Annotated in this window: 16 protein-coding genes and 1 pseudogene; 10 read left to right on the forward strand and 7 right to left on the reverse strand. The window is 74.5% G+C overall.

All coding sequences use genetic code 11. The features are described 5' to 3' along the window. Positions 1–5: 5 nt before the first annotated feature. Positions 6–818: pseudogene (locus D1J60_RS37745) on the reverse strand (DMT family transporter); the annotation flags it as partial. A 280-nt stretch (positions 819–1098) separates the two neighbouring features. On the opposite strand from D1J60_RS37745, the gene D1J60_RS30550 reads away from it, so the two are divergent. After that, positions 1099–2574 carry an SDR family NAD(P)-dependent oxidoreductase gene (locus tag D1J60_RS30550; RefSeq protein ID WP_125823304.1) on the forward strand — a complete coding sequence of 492 codons (1476 nt, stop codon included), beginning with the start codon at positions 1099–1101 and terminating at the stop codon, positions 2572–2574. 44 nt (positions 2575–2618) lie between these two features. On the opposite strand, the gene D1J60_RS30555 is transcribed toward D1J60_RS30550, so the two are convergent. Continuing rightward, complete coding sequence (locus D1J60_RS30555) at positions 2619–3029, reverse strand: hypothetical protein (RefSeq protein WP_125823305.1); 411 nt, start codon at positions 3027–3029, stop codon at positions 2619–2621. Between the two features lie 297 nt (positions 3030–3326). On the opposite strand from D1J60_RS30555, the gene D1J60_RS37495 reads away from it, so the two are divergent. Together D1J60_RS37495 and D1J60_RS30560 are read left to right on the forward strand one after the other, a co-directional pair. After that, entirely contained in the window at positions 3327–3497 is a 171-nt protein-coding gene (locus D1J60_RS37495) for a hypothetical protein (RefSeq protein WP_164721003.1), read from the forward strand. 184 nt (positions 3498–3681) lie between these two features. Beyond that, the gene (locus D1J60_RS30560) at positions 3682–4665 is read left to right on the forward strand and encodes an NAD-dependent epimerase/dehydratase family protein (RefSeq protein ID WP_125823306.1); all 984 of its coding nucleotides are present in this window, start codon (positions 3682–3684) and stop codon (positions 4663–4665) included. Here the strand turns inward: D1J60_RS30560 and D1J60_RS30565 are convergent. Further along, entirely contained in the window at positions 4651–6090 is a 1440-nt protein-coding gene (locus D1J60_RS30565) for a lipase maturation factor family protein (protein WP_125823307.1), read from the reverse strand. The two genes, D1J60_RS30560 and D1J60_RS30565, sit on opposite strands and share 15 nt — an antisense overlap. A 90-nt stretch (positions 6091–6180) precedes the next feature. Here D1J60_RS30565 and D1J60_RS30570 point away from each other — a divergent pair, with 90 nt between their 5' ends. From D1J60_RS30570 to D1J60_RS30585, 4 genes are all read left to right on the forward strand, one after another. Beyond that, positions 6181–7746: a DUF6777 domain-containing protein gene (locus D1J60_RS30570; RefSeq protein ID WP_206436599.1), complete on the forward strand. Its 1566-nt coding sequence runs from the start codon at positions 6181–6183 to the stop codon at positions 7744–7746. A 7-nt stretch (positions 7747–7753) separates the two neighbouring features. Next, positions 7754–9817: a SpoIIE family protein phosphatase gene (locus tag D1J60_RS30575; protein ID WP_125823308.1), complete on the forward strand. Its 2064-nt coding sequence runs from the start codon at positions 7754–7756 to the stop codon at positions 9815–9817. A gap of 108 nt (positions 9818–9925) precedes the next feature. Beyond that, on the forward strand, positions 9926–10786 hold the full coding sequence (locus tag D1J60_RS30580) for a DNA-formamidopyrimidine glycosylase family protein (RefSeq protein WP_125823309.1): 861 nt from the start codon (positions 9926–9928) through the stop codon (positions 10784–10786). A 37-nt stretch (positions 10787–10823) separates the two neighbouring features. Further along, complete coding sequence (locus tag D1J60_RS30585) at positions 10824–11204, forward strand: hypothetical protein (RefSeq protein ID WP_125603427.1); 381 nt, start codon at positions 10824–10826, stop codon at positions 11202–11204. Between the two features lie 15 nt (positions 11205–11219). On the opposite strand, the gene D1J60_RS30590 is transcribed toward D1J60_RS30585, so the two are convergent. Both D1J60_RS30590 and D1J60_RS30595 read right to left on the reverse strand, forming a co-directional pair. Further along, positions 11220–11720 (reverse strand): hypothetical protein, encoded by a 501-nt coding sequence (locus D1J60_RS30590; RefSeq protein ID WP_164721004.1) that lies wholly within the window; start codon positions 11718–11720, stop codon positions 11220–11222. A 221-nt stretch (positions 11721–11941) separates the two neighbouring features. After that, positions 11942–12475, reverse strand: coding sequence for a sigma-70 family RNA polymerase sigma factor (locus tag D1J60_RS30595; protein WP_125603425.1), 534 nt, complete (start codon positions 12473–12475; stop codon positions 11942–11944). Positions 12476–12844: 369 nt separating this feature from the next. Between D1J60_RS30595 and D1J60_RS30600 the strand changes: the two genes are divergently transcribed. After that, positions 12845–14047: a CapA family protein gene (locus tag D1J60_RS30600; protein ID WP_125823311.1), complete on the forward strand. Its 1203-nt coding sequence runs from the start codon at positions 12845–12847 to the stop codon at positions 14045–14047. Positions 14048–14177: 130 nt separating this feature from the next. Here D1J60_RS30600 and D1J60_RS30605 read toward each other — a convergent pair whose 3' ends face one another. Continuing rightward, the gene (locus D1J60_RS30605) at positions 14178–14639 is read right to left on the reverse strand and encodes a universal stress protein (protein ID WP_125823312.1); all 462 of its coding nucleotides are present in this window, start codon (positions 14637–14639) and stop codon (positions 14178–14180) included. 60 nt (positions 14640–14699) lie between these two features. On the opposite strand from D1J60_RS30605, the gene lysX reads away from it, so the two are divergent. Both lysX and D1J60_RS30615 read left to right on the forward strand, forming a co-directional pair. After that, positions 14700–18002 carry a bifunctional lysylphosphatidylglycerol synthetase/lysine--tRNA ligase LysX gene (gene lysX / locus D1J60_RS30610; RefSeq protein WP_125823313.1) on the forward strand — a complete coding sequence of 1101 codons (3303 nt, stop codon included), beginning with the start codon at positions 14700–14702 and terminating at the stop codon, positions 18000–18002. Positions 18003–18093: 91 nt separating this feature from the next. Continuing rightward, the gene (locus D1J60_RS30615) at positions 18094–18966 is read left to right on the forward strand and encodes a polysaccharide deacetylase family protein (protein ID WP_125823314.1); all 873 of its coding nucleotides are present in this window, start codon (positions 18094–18096) and stop codon (positions 18964–18966) included. Positions 18967–19023: 57 nt separating this feature from the next. On the opposite strand, the gene D1J60_RS30620 is transcribed toward D1J60_RS30615, so the two are convergent. Further along, a complete protein-coding gene (locus tag D1J60_RS30620) occupies positions 19024–19686 on the reverse strand; it encodes a class F sortase (RefSeq protein WP_125823315.1) in 663 nt (220 codons plus the stop codon). Between the last annotated feature and the right edge of the window lie 85 nt (positions 19687–19771).

The raw sequence follows: 19771 nt of genomic DNA on the forward strand, positions 1-19771 counted from the left end.
ACGGCCGTGAGCAGGATCAGGCCGGCCGCCGCGAGCGCGCCGCTCACCAGCGCCGCCACCGCCCCGGTGGTCCCGTACCGGAAGCCCTCGTCGAACAGCGAGACCCCGACCGCCGCCGCGACCACCGGGTTGACCACCGTCACCGTGGCCAGCGGCGCGGTCAGGCCCGCACCCCGGTAGGCCGCCTGCGACAGCAGCAGCCCGCCGGACGCCAGTACGGCGATGGCCGCCAGGTCCGGCCACAGGGCGCCGAGCGTCCCCGGCGAGAAGCCCTCGGCCACCGACTTGGTGAACACCGAGCCCATCCCGAAGGCCGTACCGGCCGCCGCGGCCAGCAGCACGCTGCGCAGCACCGCCCGCCGCATCCGCCCCGCCACCAGGACCAGCACCGCCACCCCGGCCGCCGTCACCGTCAGCAGCAGGCCGCGCTCGCCGTCCGCCAGTGCCTGCCGCCCCGCGCTCTCCCCGCCCGTCAGGGCCAGCAGCCCGGCCAGCCCCGCCGTCGCCAGCAGCGCCCCGCGCCAGGCGGCAGCCCCCGCCCGGCGCCGTACGGACACGGCCGCCAGCGGGAGCGCGAAGACGATGGTCAGCGCGCCCAGCGGCTGCACCAGGCTCAGCGGCCCGAACGCCAGCGCCACCACGTGCAGCAGCGCCCCGAGGCCGTTCAGCGCGACCGCGGCCCACCAGCCGGCCCGGCGCAGCGGGGCGTAGGGGCGGTCCGGCGAACTCGCCGCCACGTGTTCCTGGAGGATCGCGCCGCCCGCGTACGCGACGGCGGAGACCAGGCAGAGCAGAACCGACAGGGCCAGGGCACTCATGAGATCCACCATGCCCCAAAGGGACGCGTCGTTCATCCGCCCGCGGACCCCTTGATCGCGGGCCGAGTCATCCTCGTGGCATACACCAGCGGGAGTACGCGCAAGCCGCCCGAGGGGGGCGAAGGGGCTTGATCCCCTTCATACCGTGACAGTCCGCTCGCGGTCCGTGAGCCGGGCGGGAACGGGTTTGGACCCGGGCGTGTCGGATCCGTACAGTTTCCGTTTTGGGGACTTCCGCAGCAGGCGGACGCGGACGAGCGAGCAAGGAACGGCAGCGGCCATGACGGTGACCGAAGACAACCACGCATACGGGCCGGGCATCGACCCCGAGCGCCTCGCCGTCTGCCTCAGCGTGCTCGACGAGCTCGACAAGATCGACGTCGACCACCCCGACGCCATCACCGTACGCCGCGCCACCGCCGGCATCTACCGCACGGTGAAGCAGCGCCGCCGCCAGGAGCGCCGCGCCTCCAAGACCGCCAACGACAAGGCCGTCACCGAGGCGACCGCGACCGGCTCCGCCGAGCGCATCGACGACGAGACCGAGGGCCTTCTGCCCTCCTCCGCCACCGGGGCCGGCCGGATCGCCGGGATACTCCAGCGCCCGCGCTCCTGCTACGTCTGCAAGACGCGGTACGTCGAGGTCGACTACTTCTACCACCAGCTCTGCCCGAGCTGCGCCACCGAGAACCGCGCCAAGCGGGAGGCCCGCGCGGACCTCACCGGCAAGCGCGCGCTGCTCACCGGCGGCCGCGCCAAGATCGGCATGTACATCGCGCTGCGGCTGCTGCGCGACGGCGCCCACACCACGATCACCACCCGCTTCCCCAAGGACGCCATCCGCCGCTTCAAGGCGATGGAGGACTCGGCGGACTGGATGCACCGCCTGGAGGTCGTCGGCATCGACCTGCGGGACCCGGCCCAGTCCGTGGCCCTCGCCGAGCAGGTGGCCGCCGCCGGCCCGCTCGACATCCTGATCAACAACGCGACGCAGACCGTGCGCCGCCTCCCCACCGCGTACGCCGCGCTGGTCGAGGGGGAGAGCGCCCCGCTGCCGGCCGGCGAGCTCCCGGCCCACCGCGTCATCGGCGCCTTCAACTCGGGTGCGGTCGACGGCCTGGCGGCGCTGCCCGTCGGAGTCAGCGGTCTGGAGGCGCAGAAGGTCGCCGACCTCGCCCTCGTGGCGGGCAACGCCAGCCTGGAGCGGCACCTGGCCGGCACCGCCATCGACGCGGGCGGCCTGCTGCCGGACGTCGTCGAGACCAACACCTGGGTGCAGACCATCGACCAGATCTCCCCGGTCGAGCTGCTGGAGACCCAGCTCTGCAACTACACGTCGCCGTTCATCCTGATCAGCGCGCTCCGTCCGTCGATGGCCGAGGCCGCCCGCAAGGCGTCCAGCGGGCGTGCCTACGTCGTCAACGTCTCGGCGATGGAGGGCGTCTTCAGCCGCGGCTACAAGGGCGCCGGGCACCCGAACACCAATGCCGCCAAGGCGGCGATGAACATGGTGACGCGGACCAGCGGCCAGGAGATGTTCCAGACCGACGGCATCCTGATGACCTCGGTCGACACCGGCTGGATCACCGACGAGCGGCCCCACTTCGACAAGCTGCGCCTGGCCGAGGAGGGCTTCCACGCCCCGCTCGACCTGGTCGACGGCGCCGCCCGCGTCTACGACCCGGTCGTCCGGGGCGAGGCGGGCGAGGACCTCTACGGGGTCTTCCTGAAGGACTACGCCCCCGCCAACTGGTAGCAGGCCCAGGAGGGGCCGGACGTCCCGCCGGGGCGGCCGGCCCCTCACTCGTACGGGCGAACCGCTCCCCGGATTCCGTAGGCCCCCGCGGCGACCAGTTCCAGTAGCGGCCGCCAGTCCTCCACCACCCCCGCGTCCAGCCCCGACGTGCCGCCCGCGCGCACCGCCTGGCGCAGCGCCTCGGCCGCCGCGTCCCCGGCCTCTTCGGACGCGTCGGCCCTTGTCAGACGGGCCACCCGGTCGCCCAGCAGGGGGCGGACCGCCTCGGCCGCGTCGCCTCCCCGAGCGGTCAGCAGCGGGCCCAGGAAGTGCACCAGCCCGGCCACTTGGAGCTCCTTGTCGAAGGGGTGCGAGCGGCGGAGCAGGGCCGCCGTTTGGAGTCCCCGGCCGCCGCGGTGCGCGTGCAGGAGTTCCATCAGCTCGTCGACACTGTCGATCGTGGGCAACCCCGACATAGCCACAACGGCTCCCTCCGTCGTCCGCGCGCACGCGCCACCGCCGGCGAGCAGATCAGCCCCGGCGGACACGCCGGTGTACGACTTCCTGAACTCGGGGCGAAAACAAGCGGTCCGGCGCGGATTTTACCGTTCCATCGAGCGGACCCCCGCTCATATGTGTACCCTAAGGCGCAAGGAGCCCCCACCCGGGCACCCGCTCCACCAAGGCGCCACCGCGTCCGGACGAACCACTGAATCCCCCTATCCGGCGCGCGGTCCTGCCCGCCGGGTTACGCGACACACAGGGAGTGCGCGGTGACTGAGACCAAGAAGACCGACCCGACTCTGGAGCTCACGGGACGGGGAACGACCACCCGGTCCGACGAACTCGGCAGCCTCGAGGTCTGGGCCCGCTCGGCGCCCATCCGGCTGGCCGGCTACGAGGACGACCTGGCGGAGCCGCACATCCTGCCCGGCATCGACTGACGCCCCGGCCCCGGCCCGGCAGAGCGCCCCGGCCCCGCAGCACGGATCCGTGCCCCCGCGCCCCACGGCGACGGGGGCGCGGCACGTACACCCCCGCGGTTCCGGCACGCGCTACGCCGTCAGCGTCATCGCCGTGGGCGATCAAGCCTTCCGCCGCCCCGCCGCACTCGGCAGAGTCGGGCCCATGAGACTCCTGATACTGGGCGGGACCGAATTCGTCGGACGTGCGATCACCGAAGACGCGCTGCACCGGGGCTGGGAGGTGACCGTCTTCCACCGGGGGAACCACGCGCCCCCGCCCGGAACCGCGGCGCTGCACGGCGACCGCACCGCCCCCGGCGGGCTCACCGCCCTCGCCGAAGGGGAGTGGGACCTGGTCGTCGACACCTGGAGCGGCGCCCCCACGGCCGTCCGCGACAGTGCCCGCCTGCTCTCCGGCCGGGCGGGCCGGTACGCGTACGTCTCCAGCCGCTCGGTGTACACCTACCCCGCCCCCGCCGGCCTCGCCGAGGACGCCCCGGTGGTCGACGGCTCGCCCGACGCCGGCCCCACCGCCTACGCGCAGGACAAGCGGGGCGGGGAACTCGCCGCCCTCGACGCCTTCGGCGACCGCGCCCTGCTCGTGCGCGCCGGGCTGATCCTCGGCCCCTACGAGAACGTCGGCCGGCTGCCCTGGTGGCTGGACCGCGCCGCCCGCGGCGGCCCCATGGTCGCCCCCGGCCCCCGCGACCTGCCGCTCCAGTACATCGACGTCCGCGACCTCGCGCACTGGACCCTGGACGCCGCCGCGGCCGGCCTCGGCGGCCCGTACGACCTCGCCTCGCCGCCGGACCACGCCACCACGGCCGGCTTCCTCGAAGCCTGCGCGGCCGTCACGGGGGGCGGCGCGGAGCTCCGCTGGACCGACCCGGAACGCATCGCGGAGGCGGGCGTCGAGGCCTGGACCGAACTGCCCTGCTGGCTGCCCCCGGGCGAACTGCACGCCCACATGTTCGGCAGCGACGTCACCAAGGCCCTCGCCGCCGGCCTGGAGTGCCGCCCGGTGGAGGAGACCGTCGCCGACACCTGGGCCTGGCTCCGCTCGATCGGCGGCACGGCCCCGCTGCGCCCGGACCGGTCGTCCAAGGGCCTCGCCCCCGAACGGGAGGCGGCCCTACTCGGGCTCTGACGAGGCGGCCTCCGCGAGGCGGGTCGGCGGCAGGTACTCGCGCAGCAGCCTGCGGTGCCACCAGGCGCCCGTCTCGCGCAGCTCGCGCCAGGTGGTGAACCGGTAGCGGTACAGCCTGGCCCGCACGAACCGGGGCGGGGCGTCCGGGAAGGGGTTGTGGCGGATCAGCCGCAGCGTGTCCCGGTCGCCCGCCAGCAGCCGCTCCACGAACGGCCCGAACCAGTCGCGGGCATAGCCGGGGGAGAGCGCCGCGAACCACATCAGCCAGTCGAGCCGCAGGTGGTACGGGGCGAACTGGCGCGGGATCCGCCGCAGTTCGGTCGGCTTCCCCTTGAAGCCGTACTCGCGCCAGTCCCCGTCCTCCAGGGGGACGCGGTCGGCCGTGCCCTCGACGACCACCTCGTCGCGGATCCGGCCGACCGTGCCGAAGGCCCCGTACGTGTTGACCAGGTGCAGGGAGTCGAAGGAGCGGTTCATCACCTGGCGGCGCGAGACCAGGTTCGCCACCGGGTGCCGGCTCAGCGCCAGCACCAGCACGGTCACCGCGCAGACCAGGACCGCGTACCAGACGGGCGCCCCGCGCGAGGCGGCCGCGGGCGGCGGACCGGCGATCCCGGTGAAGTCCACCGCCGAGAGGGCGAGCGTGATCGTCAGCCAGTTCAGCCAGGCGAAGTTCCCGGACAGCACCAGCCACAGCTGGGTGGCGACCATGACCCCCGCCGCGTACGAGGCCACCGGCTGCGGGGTGAACAGCAGCACCGGCACCACCAGCTGGGTGAAGTGGTTCGCCGCGCACTCCACCCGGTGCAGCGGCTTCGGCAGGTGGTGGAAGAACCAGCTCAGCGGGTTCGGCATCGGCTGCGTCTCGTGGTGGTAGTAGAGGCAGGTCAGCCGGCGCCAGCAGGCATCGCCCCGCAGCTTGATCAGCCCGGCGCCGAACTCCACCCGGAAGAGCACCCACCGCAGCAGCCACAGCACCAGCACGGGCGGCCCGACCCGGGCGTTGCCGAGGAAGACGGCGAGGAAGCCGACCTCCAGCAGCAGCGACTCCCAGCCGAAGGAGTACCAGGTCTGGCCCACGTTGACGATGGAGAGGTACAGCAGCCACAGCACCGCCCACATCCCCATGGCGGCGCCCAGCGGCACCAGGTCCCCCGCCCCGGCGGCCAGCGCCGCCGCCACGGCCGCCCCGGCCCAGGCGCAGCAGGCGAAGAGCCGGTCGGAGTAGCGCAGTTGGAACAGGCTCGGGGCGTGGCGGAAGGGCACGTACCGCACGTAGCGCGGGACGGGCAGCATGCCGTTCGCCCCGATCAGGGCCCGGAACTGCAGGGCGGCCCCGACGAAGGCGAAGACGTAGACACCGGCCAGGGCCCGCTGGAAGACCAGCCGCCCCAGCCAGTAGCCGGGCGCGGTGAACCACTCCATCGCCTCCAGTATCCGGCGGCGCTCCGGTTGCGGCACCCCGGGACATGGGGCAGACAAGAGGGAGCAACCGGGGCGAAAAGGGAGAGCAGCGTGAACGACCTGAACGACGTGCCCGCACCGACATCCCGTCAGGCAGCGCGCCGTCAGGCACCGCGCCGTCACGCACCCGCCCGCACCGCCCTCTTGGCGGCCCTCGGCCTGATCGCCGCCGGCTGCTCCGGCACCGCCCCCGAACAGACCAAGGGCCCGGTCCCGGAAAGCCTGGAGCTCACCCTCCAGCCCGTCGGGGCGGCCGGACCCGACCCCTTCACCCCCTCCTCCGCCACCGCGGAGTCGGCCCCCGTCCAGCCCCCGCTGCCCAACGCCAGCGGCCGCGGCATCCGCACGGTCGGCGCCGCCACCCCCGGCCTGTACGGCGGCACCAACCGGCTCGGCAGCTGCGACGTGGAACGCCAGGTCGCCCTCCTCACCTCCGACGCCGCCAAGTCCCGCTCCTTCGCCCAGGCCGCCGGCATCGAGCAGGAGAAGATCCCCGACTTCCTGCGCGCCCTCACGCCCGTGGTGCTGCGGGCCGACACCCGCGTCACCAACCACGGGTTCCGGGACGGCCGGGCCGAGGGCTACCAGTCGGTGCTCCAGGCGGGGACGGCCGTGCTCGTCGACGACCACGGCATGCCCCGGGTGCGCTGCGGCTGCGGCAACCCCCTCGCCGCTCCGCGCTCCGCCAAGGGGAACCCGGTGCTCAAGGGCGACCAGTGGAACGGCTACCAGCCCACGCAGGTCATCGTCATCGAGCCGACCATCCAGGTGATCAAGCGGCTGGTCATCGTCAACGTCGCCGACAACACCTGGATCGAGCGCAAGGCCGGTGACGACGGGGCGCAGGACAAGCCGCCCAGGACCCTGCCCCCCTACGACCCGGCCGACGGCATCCCGGACGCCCCCGCGACCCCGGCCGACGACCCCTGCGCCGGCGCCGAAGCGGACGGCCGGGCCCGGACCACCCCGCCCCCCTCCCCGCCGCCGGCCGGCCCCCCGACCCCGCCGGCCGGCCCCCCGGCCCCCTCGGCCGGCCCCCCGGCCGCGGGTCCGGACGGGCCGACCGCCCAGCCCCCGCTCCCCGGACCCGACGCCTTCGCGCCCGACGTCCCGGGCGCGGGGGAGCCCCCCGCCTCCGACCTGATCCCGCCGCCCGGTCTCGACCCGGCGGCGCCCCCCGGGCCCCCCGCCTCCGACCTGATCCCGCCGCCCGGCCTGGACCCGGCGGCGCCCCCCGCCGCCCCCGGCGCCGCCGGCCCGCAGGCCGCGGACCCCGTCGGCCCGGGCGCGGCCGCCCCCTCGCCCAGCCCGAGCCCCTGCCCCTCCGCCCCCGGCACCGCCCCGCGCGCCCCCTCCGCCCCCCAGGACGTCCCCGGAGGCCTGCCCCCGTCCGACGGCCCCGCCGCCACCCCGCCCGACGCGGGCGGCGACCTCCCGCGCGACCTGCCCGGCAACGTCCCGCCCGACCAGGCCCCGACGTACACCCCCGACGACGGCCCGGGCACCGGCGGCACCGATCCCGCCCTGCCCCCGGACGCGGCCGACCCCACCGCCCCGGACGGCCTCCCCGACGGGCAGCAGGTCACCGACCAGCCCCCGTACCTGGAGAGCGCCTGACGCCGCGCTGTGTCATGGTGGACCGGTGCCGAGCACCGTATCGCTGCCGGAGGACTGGCCCGCACACGCGGACCGTTCCCTGTCACTGAACCGGATGGGCAGTTTCGACTGGGACCTGGTCACCGGACTCATGCACATGGACGCGGCGGCCCTCGACGTCTTCGACACGACCCCGGACGAGTACGACGGACGGCCGGGATCGCTCTCCCCGCACGTCCCGCCCGCCGAGTCCGCCCGGCTCGACGCCCTCGTCTCCAGCGCCCTCAAGAGCGGCGTCGACACCTACGGCGCGTACTTCCGCATCCGCTGCCGCGACGGCACCCTGCGCTGGACCCACACCCAGGGCCGCGTCATGCGCGACCCGGACGGCCGCCCGTACCGGATCATCGGCATCGTCCGCGACGCCACCGAGGAGCTGAGCCACTCCGCCGAACGCCTCGGCCTCGACGAGGAGCGCCAGCGCCAGACGACCGTCGTCGAGAGCACCACCGCCGCCCTCGCGCACGCCCGGACCGTACGCGACGTCATCGACGTCATCGGCGACGCCCACGGCCTGGAGCGGCTCGGCTCCATGGGCATGGTGATGGGCCTCGTCGAAGCCGGCCGGATCCACCTGGTGGCCGAGGGACCCGCCGACAGCTTCGTCCCCGGCACCCGCTACACCCGCATCGACGAGCAGTACCCGATGAGCGAGGTCGTCCGCTCGCTCCAGCCCCGCTTCCTCGACTCCGCCGAGGAGTTCGCCGAGGAGTACCCCGACCTCTGGTCGAAGATCTCGGACATGCGGATATCGGCCGCCGCCTACCTGCCGCTGATCGCCCAGGCCCGGCCGATCGGCGCGATCGGGCTGCTCTACCAGGACAAGGACGGCTTCACCCAGGACGAGCGGAACCTGCTCGTCGCCCTCGGCAGCAGCATCGCCCAGAGCCTCCAGCGCGCCATGCTGCTGGAACAGGAGCACGACCTCGCCGAAGGCCTCCAGCAGGCCATGCTGCCCCGCCGGATCCCGGACGTACCCGGGGCCCAGATCGCCGTGCGCTACCGGTCCGCCCGCATGGGCCGGGACATCGGCGGCGACTGGTACGACGTCATCCCGCTGCCCGGCGGCCGGGTCGGCGCAGTCATCGGCGACGTGCAGGGGCACGACACCCAGGCGGCGGCCGTCATGGGCCAGCTGCGCATCGTGCTCCGCGCGTACGCCGCCGAGGGGCATTCCCCGAGCACGGTGATGGCCCGGGCCTCGGTGTTCCTGCACGAGCTGGACACCAACCGCTTCGCGACCTGCACCTACGTGGAGGCGGACCTCTCCACGGGCGTCCTCCAGCTGGTGCGCGCCGGCCACATCGACCCGCTCGTGCGCACCCGCGACGGGCAGTGCCGCAGGCTGCCGGTGGAGGGCGGGATGCCGCTGGGCCTGTCGGCGGAGTTCGGGCGGCTGGAGTACCCGGTGACCACCGTGGAGCTGGACCCGGGCGAAACGCTCGTGCTGTGCACCGACGGACTGGTGGAACTGCCCGGCGCCGACCTCGACGACGGTGTCAACCTGCTGGCGTCCATGGTCAGGGGCGGCCCGGCCGACCTCCAGCGGCTCGCCGACCGGCTGTGCGAGGTCGTCGACCACCGGGGCGGCGACGACGACATGGCCCTGCTCCTGCTGCGCCGCCAGGGCGAGGACACCCGGCCCGGCGGCGGCCGGCTCCAGCAGCACGTGGCCCCCGGGGACCCCGAGGCGCTCGTCGCCGCCCGGCACATGATCGGCGCGGCGGTCCGCTCGTGGGGCGCGCGGGAGCGGGCCGACGAGATCGAGCTGGTCGCGGACGAGCTGATCGTGAACGCCCTGATGCACACCGACGGCCCCGCGATCGTGACCCTGCGCGTCCTGGCCGGCCCGGAGCGCCGGCTGCGGGTGGAGGTGGAGGACCGCTCCAGCGCCCTCCCGCGCCGCCGCGAGGCGGGGGAGGCGGGGGTATCGGGGCGGGGCCTGATGCTGGTCGACCGGCTGGCGGACGTCTGGGGCGTGGAGTCCCGGGGCAGCGGCAAGTGCGTGTGGTGCGAGTTCGTGATGGCCTGAACGCCGTGCCGCCCCGGGCTCCGGGCCGCGGGGCAGCCGTTGCGGTCGCGCGGAGCCCCGGCCGGGCTTCGGGTCGCGCGCCGCGGGGCGGGGCGGCAGGCTGGGAGGGTGCCCGAGTTGCCGGAGGTCGAGGCCCTGAGGGAGTTCCTCGACGAGCACCTCGCCGGGAGGGTGGTCGAACGCGTCCTCCCGCTCGCCGTCAGCGTGCTCAAGACGTACGACCCTCCCCCCACCGCCCTCGAAGGGCAGCCCGCCGGCCCCGTGGCCCGCTACGGCAAGTTCCTCGCCCTGCGCGTCGGCGGGCTCCACCTCGTCACCCACCTGGCCCGGGCCGGGTGGCTGCGCTGGCGCGAGGAGTTCCCCGCCCAGCCGCCCCGCCCCGGCAAGGGCCCGCTCGCGCTGCGCCTCGTACTGGAGGGCGGCGGCGGCTTCGACCTCACCGAGGCGGGTACCCAAAAGCGCCTCGCCGTGTACGTCGTGCGCGACCCCCAGGAGGTCCCGGGCATCGCCCGCCTCGGCCCCGACCCGCTCGACCCCGGCTTCGACCGGGACGCCTTCGCCGCGCTGCTGGCCGGTGAGCGGCGGCAGATCAAGGGCGTGCTCCGCGACCAGAGCGTGATCGCCGGGATCGGCAACGCGTACAGCGACGAGATCCTGCACGCCGCGAAGGTCTCGCCGTTCAAACTGGCCGCCTCCTTCGACGAGGAGCAGGTCACCCACCTGTACGGGGCCGTGCGGGACACCCTGCGGGCGGCCGTCGAGCGGGCCCACGGGCTGGCGGCCCAGGACCTGAAGGCCGAGAAGAAGAGCGGGCTGCGGGTCCACGGCCGGGAGGGCGAGCCCTGCCCGGTGTGCGGGGACACCGTCCGCTCGGTGTCCTTCGCGGACTCCTCGCTCCAGTACTGCCCCACCTGCCAGACCGGCGGCAAGCCGCTCGCGGACCGCAGGCTCTCCCGCCTCCTCAAGTAGCCCCGGCACCGAGGGCGCCCCCGTAGACTCCGGCACCATGGCCGAGCAGCAGCCGCCGCCCCGGCGGGAGATCGTCACCGGCGTCCCGCGGGGCGCCCGCCGCCGTCCGCCCGCGCACACCCCCGCCCGCTCGGAGATCTCGGAGCAGACCAGCCTCGGTGCTACCTACGTACGGGCCCTGATGCGCAGCCAGCTGCGCGCGGGGCTGGCGGCGCTGGCCGTGCTGGCCCTGGTGCTGGGGCTGCTGCCGCTGGCATTCCTGCTGCCCCGGCCGGCCTCGGGCCCGCTGGTCTGGGTCGCGCTCGGGCTGGCGGCGTACCCGGTGATGTGGCTCATCGCCCGCTGGTACGTGGGCCGGGCCGAGCGCAACGAGGCCGACTTCACGGGCCTGGTCACGGACCCGTCCGAGCCGGCGTAGGCCGGCGGCCCACCCCTAGAACAGGTGCATCGCCAGGTGCCCCAGCGGCAGTCCGAGCTGCCAGGCCGGGGTCCAGACGCGGGCGTTCTCGTCCAGGGCCGGCGGGCTGTCCGAGCCGCCGTGCCGACCCGGGTCGAGGTTGGTGGCGAAGAGCTCCGTGTGGTCCAGCCAGCGCCACGCCGCCCGGGCCAGTTCGAGGTCCGGGTCCTCGCCGCGGCCGCGCTCGCGGGCCTCCTCGCCCAGCGCGAGGAACCGGGTGTGGACCCAGTCGCGCCAGGGGTGCCCGTACGCCGTCAGGGAGAGCCACTCGTCGAGCTGCGAGACCACCCGGATCCCGGACAGTTCGCCGGCCGCGTCCGAGAGGTAGATCGTCAGCGCGAGCGTGTCGCGCCCGGCCCGGAACTCCAGCGTGCTGGCCGGGATCAGCCGGCCCGTGCGCAGCAGCTCGTCGGCGATGTACTCGGCGTAGAGCCACGCCATGGGGACCGCCAGTCCGCCGTCGCTGGTGCCGTTCATACCCTCGGGCTGCACCGTGCCACCCTCTCCCGCGTGTCGAGCCTGCCGCCGTCATCCCCGAGCCTTCACCGGAGGGCTCGCGCAACGGGGGATGTTTACTCAACTTGCACGGACTGGTGCCGATATCGGTGTGCTCCGTGTCCGGATCGTGTGCATCGCGGGCGTTCCTTGAGTGTTTCTCCACCGTCCCTGCGGCGGTCCCGGCGTCGCCCGGGCGCGGCTCAGGCGCCGAGCCCGTACCCCTGGAGCCCCTTCCGCAGGGCGCGCAGGGCGTAGTACGTGCGGGACTTGACCGTCCCGGCGGGTATGCCGAGCTCCGCCGCGGCCTCGGCCACCGAGCGGTCCTGGAAGTAGACCTGCACCAGCACGGCCCGGTGCTCCGGCCCCAGGCTGCCCACCGCCCGCCGGACGTCGATCGCGGTGACCGACCCGGCCACCGCGTCCTCGGGGGCCGGTGCCTGCTCCAGGCCGTCGGGGTCGACCTCCTGCGGCCGCGCCAGCCGTGCCCGGCGGGCGTCGATCGCCAGCCGCCGCGCCACGGTGAACAGCCAGGGCCGCATGGACTCGTGCCCGGTCGTCAGCACCTCCGGGTGCTGCCAGACGCGTACGAGGGTCTCCTGGACGAGGTCCTCGGCCCGCTGGGCGTCCCCGTTGGTGAGGCCGAGCAGGAATCCGAACAGGGCCCGCCCGTGTTCGCGCTGGAGTTCCGCGAGCGCCTGGGGTTCCGTGCGCTGGAGGGTGGGGGAGGGCGACACGAGTGGCTCCTTCCGGGTCCGGGGTCCGCTGGGCTGCCGGGCCGCGGGCCCCCGCTGCGGGCCGGGCCGCGCGCCGGGCCGTGGGGCTCGGGCCGTGGGCCCGGGCCTGGGGCCCGGGCTGTCGGCGTTCCCCTCACCCTCACCTGCACGGAGCCGCCCGGGAACTGTCCGGCGGGGGCGTTGCGCCCAAGGCCCCGGGTCGTCCGGTGGGCGGCCGCGCCGGGCGACGAACGGTCGAACGGCGCGGCGAACGGCCATCGGCCGTCGGGGTGGCGCACGGCCGCGGGGCGGTGCCGCTCCTTGACTTGAAGGCCCTTCTCCTATGGATTTCGGTTGATCCGACAGTCCTATGAACGGGAGCTGGGACAGATGACCAAGCGCACCCGGCGGGCCCTCGCCCTGCTGACCGCCCTGCTGCTCCCGGCGTCGGCGGCGGCCTGCTCCGCCACCGGGGACCGCACCCCGGCCCGCCTCGGCTCCAGCGCCGCCGGGGCCCCCGCCGGAACGGCCCCGGCCACCCCGTCCGCCGGCCGGGGGTTCACGCTGGTCGCGAGCGGGGACGTACTCCCGCACACCTCGGTCATCAAGCGCGCGGCGGCCGACGCGGGCGGCGACGGCTACGACTTCCGGCCGATGTTCTCCAAGGTCAAACCGGTCGTCACGGCGGCCGACCTCGCCCTGTGCCACATGGAGACCATCTACGGCGAGGACGACGGCCCCTTCAGCGGCTACCCCGCCTTCGTCTCCCCGCCCAGCGTCGCCGACGCCCTCAAGGACGCCGGGTACGACGGCTGCTCCACCGCCTCCAACCACACCCTGGACGACGGCGCCGAAGGGCTCAAGCGCACCCTCGACCGCTTCGACAAGGTCGGCCTCGGCCACGCCGGCTCCGCCCGCACCGCCGCCGAGGCGGCGCGGACCACCCTCTACACCGCCGGCTCCGCGAAGGTCGCGCACCTCGCGTACACCTACGACACCAACGGCTACCCCATGCCCGACGGACAGCCGTGGGCGGTCAACCTGATGCGCCAGGACGAGATCCTCGCGGACGCCCGCGCGGCCCGGAAGGCAGGGGCGGACGTGGTGCTGGTCAGCATCCACTGGGGCACCGAGTGGCAGACCGGACCGGACGAGACCCAGCTCTCGCTGGGCAGGGCGCTCACCGCCTCGCAGACCGGCGGACGCCCCGACATCGACATGATCCTCGGCACGCACGCCCACGTCCCCCAGGCCTACGAGAAGGTCAACGGGACCTGGATCGTCTACGGGATGGGCGACCAGGTCGCCGGCGAGATGTACAACCACTCCGGCGCGCGCGACATGCGCGGCAACTACGGCTCCATCGCCCGCTTCACCTTCGCCCCGCCCGCCGCCGCCGGACAGCGCTGGCGGGTGACCGGGGCCGAGTTCGTCCCGCAGATGATGGACCTGTCGATCGGCAGGGTCGTCAACCTGCCCGCCGCCCTCGCCGAGGACCCGGGCGAGGAGGAGTACGAGAGCGCCGACGAGGCCGTCACCGAGGCCGTCCTCAGCCGCGGCGCCGCCAAGGACGGCCTCAAACGCGCCGGGTAGAGCAGGCCGCGGGCACCGCGGGCCCCGCAGGCATCGAGGCCACCGCAGGCATCGCGGGCCCCGCAGGCATCGCGGGCACTGCGGGCATCGCGGGCACTGCGGGCACCGCGCAGGACTTTCGCGGCACCCCCTACGGGACGACCGTCACCGGCCAGCGGCCCGCCTTCACCAGGCGGACCGCGACCGACCCCACGATCCGGTGGCCGGCCCGCTCGGAGGCGCCCACCACGACCGCGTCCGCCCGCAGCTCCTCCGCGGCACCGACCAGCCCCGCGTAGGGGTCGCCGCGGAAGGTGTGGAACTGCCAGCGCACCTCGAAGATGCCCTTGAGGCGCTCGGCCGAGGCCCGGATCTCGGCCACCAGCCCCTCCGCGATCTCCCCGGTCGTGTCCGCCACCGGCGCGCCCAGGGCGGCCCCGGCGGCCAGCACCGGCTGGACGTACACCAGGGCCAGCAGCGCGTTCTGCCGCCGGGCCAGCCCCGCCGCGTAGGCCGCCGCCCGCAGCGAGGACTCCGAGCCGTCAACCCCGGCGAGGATCACCTTCGGCCCGTCGGTGCCCCGCTCGAATCCCGTGTCCACGTGCTCCGTCACCCTCCCGAGGCTATCGGGTTCGGCGAGCGCACCCGCGCGGCCCTCCCTACAGTGCCAAGCATGAGTGCCACGCTGGAGGAGACCCGGGGGACCCGCAACCGCTTCCTGCACCGGGTCCCGGACGCCTCCGGGGCGTTCTTCGGGACCCTGGGCCTGGTGTGCGCGCTGCTGGCGCTGTCCCCGACGCTGCGCAGACTGCTGCGGCCCGTGGTGCGCTTCCTCGACGACTTCGTGGTGCCGGTCAGCGAGAACCTCGCGTACGCCGTCTTCCTCTTCCTCCTCGCCGCCGCGCTCGGCACCCGCAAGAAGATCGCCTGGTGGATCGTCGTCACCTATCTGGCCCTGCTGATCCTGGTCGACCTGCTGATCATCGCCGACGGGGACTTCTGGGTCGGCGGTCCCTCGATGGTCCTGGCGGTGGCTGCCCTCGGCGTCCTCGTCGCCGCCCGCAAGGAGTTCTACGCGGCCTCGCGCCCCGGCGCCGTCTGGCGGGCCATGCTGGTGCTCGGCCTCGGGCTCCTCGCCGCGGTGCTCCTCGGCTGGGCGCTCGTCGCGCTCTTCCCCGGCACCCTGCCCAAGGGGCAGTGGCTGGACTGGGCCGCCAAGCAGGTCTTCGGCGGGCTCTTCTCCGCCCGGCAGTTCGACGGCCACCCGCCCCGCCCCCTCTACTTCCTGCTCGGCCTGTTCGGCGCCCTCGCCCTGCTGAACGCGGCCGCGACCCTGTTCCGCTCGCAGCGGCTGACCGCCGCCCTGCACGGGGACGAGGAGCCCCGGATCCGGGCGCTGCTGGGCGCCTACGGACGGGCCGACTCCCTCGGCTACTTCGCCACCCGGCGCGACAAGGCCGTCGTCTTCGCCCCGAACGGCAAGGCCGCCGTCACCTACCGGGTGGAGGCCGGGGTCTGCCTGGCCAGCGGCGACCCGGTGGGCGACCCGGGCGCGTGGACCCCGGCCATCGACGCCTGGCTCGGCGTCGCCCGCCGCTACGGCTGGCAGCCGGCCGTGATGGGCGCCTCCGAGGACGGGGCGACCGCGTACGCCCGCTCCGGCCTGAGCGCCCTCCAGCTCGGCGACGAGGCCATCCTGCACGTCGCCCACTTCGACCTCGACGGCCGCGACATGCGGGTCACCCGGCAGGCCGTCAACCGGGTCAGGCGGACCGGCGCCACCACCGCCATCCGCCGCCACTCGGCCCTCACCGAGGAGGAGATGCGGACCATCGTGGACCGGGCCGACCACTGGCGCGACACGGAGACCGAACGCGGCTTCTCCATGGCCCTGGACCGGCTCGGCGACCCCGAGGACGGGGACTGCCTGCTGGTCGAGGCCTTCGACGCGGGCGGCGAACTGATCGCCCTGCTCTCCTTCGTCCCCTGGGGCAGGGACGGCATCTCCCTCGACCTGATGCGCCGCGACCGCGCCGCCCCCAACGGGGTCATGGAGTTCATGGTGGCCGAGCTCTGCGCGGCCGCCCCCGGCCTCGGCGTGCGCCGCATCTCCCTCAACTTCGCCGTGTTCCGCTCCGCCTTCGAGGAGGGCGGGCGGATCGGCGCCGGCCCGGTGCTCAAACTGTGGCGCCGGCTGCTGCTGTTCTTCTCCCGCTGGTGGCAGCTGGAGGCCCTGTACCGCTCCAACGTCAAGTACGGCCCGGAGTGGTACCCGCGCTTCCTGTGCTACCAGGACGCCGGCTCACTGGCCCGGGTCAGCCTCGCTTCCGGCATCGCCGAGGGCTTCGTCTCCGTACCCAGCATGCGCAAGCTCTGGGGCAACGGCCACGCCAGGGGCCTCACCGCCCCCGCCAACACCGCCGCGCTGCCCTCCATCGACTCGCTGCGCCTGGACCTCGCCGGCGAGGAAGGCGACCGGGCCCCCGCCGAGCGGATGCCCGAACAGGTCCGGGTCCGGCACGCCAAGCTGGAGCGCATCCGGGCCGCCGGAACGGACCCCTACCCGGTCGGAATCCCCCAGCGCACCCACACCGCCGCCGCCCTCCGGGCCGCCCACCCCGGCCGCACCCCCGGCGCCCGCACCGGCGAGCAGGTCACCCTCGCCGGGCGGGTGATGGTCGTGCGCGACCTCGGGGGCGTGGTCTTCGCCGTGCTGCGCGACTGGACCGGCGACGCCCAGCTGATGTTCACCCGCGACGAGTCCGGCCCCGGCGTGCTGGACGCCTTCACCTCCCAGGTCGACTTCGGCGACCACGTCGTCGCCACCGGAGAGGCCGGCGCCAGCCGTAGCGGGGAGCCGTCCGTCGTGGTCGGCTCCTGGCAGCTCACCGGCAAGTGCCTGCGCCCCCTGCCCGACAAGCGCAAGGGCCTGGCCGACCCGGAGGCCCGGGTCCGGCGCCGCTACCTCGACCTCGTCGCCAGCCCCGACGCGCGGGACGTCGTACGCGCCCGCTCCAGCGCCGTGCAGGCCCTGCGCCAGGGGCTGCTGGACCGCGGCTACCTGGAGGTCGAGACCCCGATGCTCCAGCAGATCCACGGCGGGGCCAACGCCCGGCCGTTCCGCACCCACATCAACGCCTACGACCTCGACCTGTACCTGCGCATCGCCCCCGAGCTGTACCTCAAGCGGCTGTGCGTCGGCGGCATGGAGAAGGTCTTCGAGATGGGCCGCACCTTCCGCAACGAGGGCGTCTCCTACAAGCACAACCCCGAGTTCACGATGCTGGAGGCCTACCAGGCCTTCGCCGACTACGACGTGATGCTCGACCTCACCCGGGAGCTGATCCAGGGCGCCGCCACGGCCGCCTTCGGCTCGCCGGTCGCGCACAAGGCCGGCCCCGACGGCAAGCTCGTCGTCCACGACATCTCCGGGCCCTGGCCGGTCAAGACGATGTACGGGGCCATCAGCGAGGCCCTCGGCGAGGAGGTCGACGCCGACACCGAGGAGCACGTGCTGCGCGTGCTGTGCGACCGGGCGGGCGTCCCGCACGGCCCCGACGACACCCGCGGGGACGTGGTCCTGGAGATGTACGAACGGCTCGTGGAGGAGCGGACGCAGCTGCCCACCTTCTACAAGGACTTCCCGACCGAGGTCTCCCCGCTCACCCGGCAGCACCGCGAGGACCCCCGGCTGGCCGAACGCTGGGACCTGGTGGCCTTCGGCACCGAACTGGGCACCGCCTACTCGGAGCTGACCGACCCCGTCGAGCAGCGCCGCCGGCTGACCGCCCAGTCGCTGCTGGCGGCGGGCGGCGACGCCGAGGCGATGGAACTCGACAACGACTTCCTCGACGCCCTGGAGTACGCGATGCCGCCCACCGGCGGACTCGGCATCGGCGTCGACCGGCTGGTCATGTTCCTCACGGGCCTCACCATCCGCGAGACGCTGCCGTTCCCCCTGGTGCGACAGGGCTGACCAGCGGGGCGGCTGGTCCGAGGGGGTGACGGCGGTGGGGTGCGTCCGCGCCTCTCGACATCTCCGGCGATGGCGTTGATACGTAGTAATAATGAAAAATGACGAGCCGACAGTGGGACGACGCGTGCTCCTGCGTACCGCCGTCCTCCTCGGAATCGCCGCCGCCTCCGGACTGCTCAGCGCCGGCGAGGACGGCCCCCAGGGCGGGGCCACGGCCGGCGCCCCCGCGCCCGGCACCCCCGCGCCCGCCCCGGGAGCCCCGGGCCTGCGCCCCGCAGGGCCCCCGGACAAGTCCTACCGGCTGCGGCCCATGACCGCCGAGGCGCCCGCCGGGCCCCCCGCCGCCGCCAAGCCCGCCGTCCGCACCCGGCCCATCCTGGAACTGCCCGCCGGACCGGACACCGGCAACGCCATGGTGCTCACCTTCGACGACGGCCCCGACCCCCGCTACACCCCCGCCATCCTCGACACCCTCGCCCGCTACGGGGTCCGGGCGATGTTCTTCGTCTGCGGGGAGATGGCCACCGAGAACCGCGACCTGCTGCGCCGGATCGCCTCCGAGGGCCATGTCATCGGCAACCACACCTGGACGCACCCGCTCATCCCCAGACTCTCCCGGTCCGCCCTGGAGGCCGAGATCGGGCGCACGAGCGAGGTCGTGCACCAGGTCACCGGGCAGGCCCCGCTGTGGTTCCGGGCGCCCTACGGGGCGTGGAACCGGGCCGCCTTCGAGATCGGCGCCGAGCTGAACATGGAGCCGTTCGCCTGGACCGTGGACACCCTCGACTGGAAGGAGCCCGGGAGCGCAACGATCATCTCCCGGGTGCTGTCGGGCGCCGGGCCGGGGGTGGTCGTGCTGAACCACGACGCCGGCGGCGACCGCTCGCAGACCGTCAGGGCGCTGGAGGCGTACCTGCCGCAGCTGATGGGGCGCGGCTACCGGATGACGCTGCCGACCCGCTGAGGCCGGCCGTCCGGCCCGCTCCCGCCGGGGGTGCGGGCCGGACGGTGGAGCGCCGCGTCAGTGGGCCGCCACCATCCGGGCGAAGACGACCACGTTGCCGTCGTAGCCCTTGGCCTTGGAGTAGCTGCCGCCGCAGGTGATCACGCGCAGCTCCGGGTGGCCGGTGTCCCCGTACACCCGGGAGCCGGGGAAGGCGTCCTTCGAGAACACCTCCACGCCGTACACCTCGAAGACCGCGGTCCGCCCGTCGTAGCGCTCCACCTCCACCCGGCTCCCCGGCTTGAGCGAGCCGAGGCCGTAGAAGACCGCCGGGCCCTGCGCGTTGTCCACGTGGCCCACGATCACCGCGGAGCCCTGCTGGCCCGGCGAGATCCCGTTGAGGTACCAGCCCGCCAGGTTGCGGTCCTGTGGCGGCGGGGCGTCGATCCAGCCCTGCGCGTCCAGGCCGACCGCCATCACCGGCGCGTCCACGTTGATCGCCGGAATCCGGATGCGCTGCACCGACGAGTGCTCCAGCACCTCCAGGTCCGCCGGCGGCCTGGGCGCCTGGGCCGGCAGGTGCTCCGCGCGCGCGACGGCCGCCGCGGCGGCCGGCTGCGGCGGGCCTTCCCCGGCGTTGGCCCCGTTCCTCATCATGGCGAGGCCGCTGAGCATGACCAGCGCGAGCACTCCCCAGGGGGAGCGTCTCCTCGGCCGCTGCTCGCACTCGTCCTCGGTCATGGCTCTCCCTTCCCGACGCGGGGGTCCCGACCCGCGTTCCAGTCCCTCCCCGGTACGCCCTTCTTCACGCACGCTAAGGGTGCAC

It is taken from the genome of Streptomyces sp. W1SF4, from assembly GCF_003950035.1.
In the GTDB taxonomy this organism is placed as follows: Bacteria; Actinomycetota; Actinomycetes; order Streptomycetales; family Streptomycetaceae; genus Streptomyces; species Streptomyces racemochromogenes.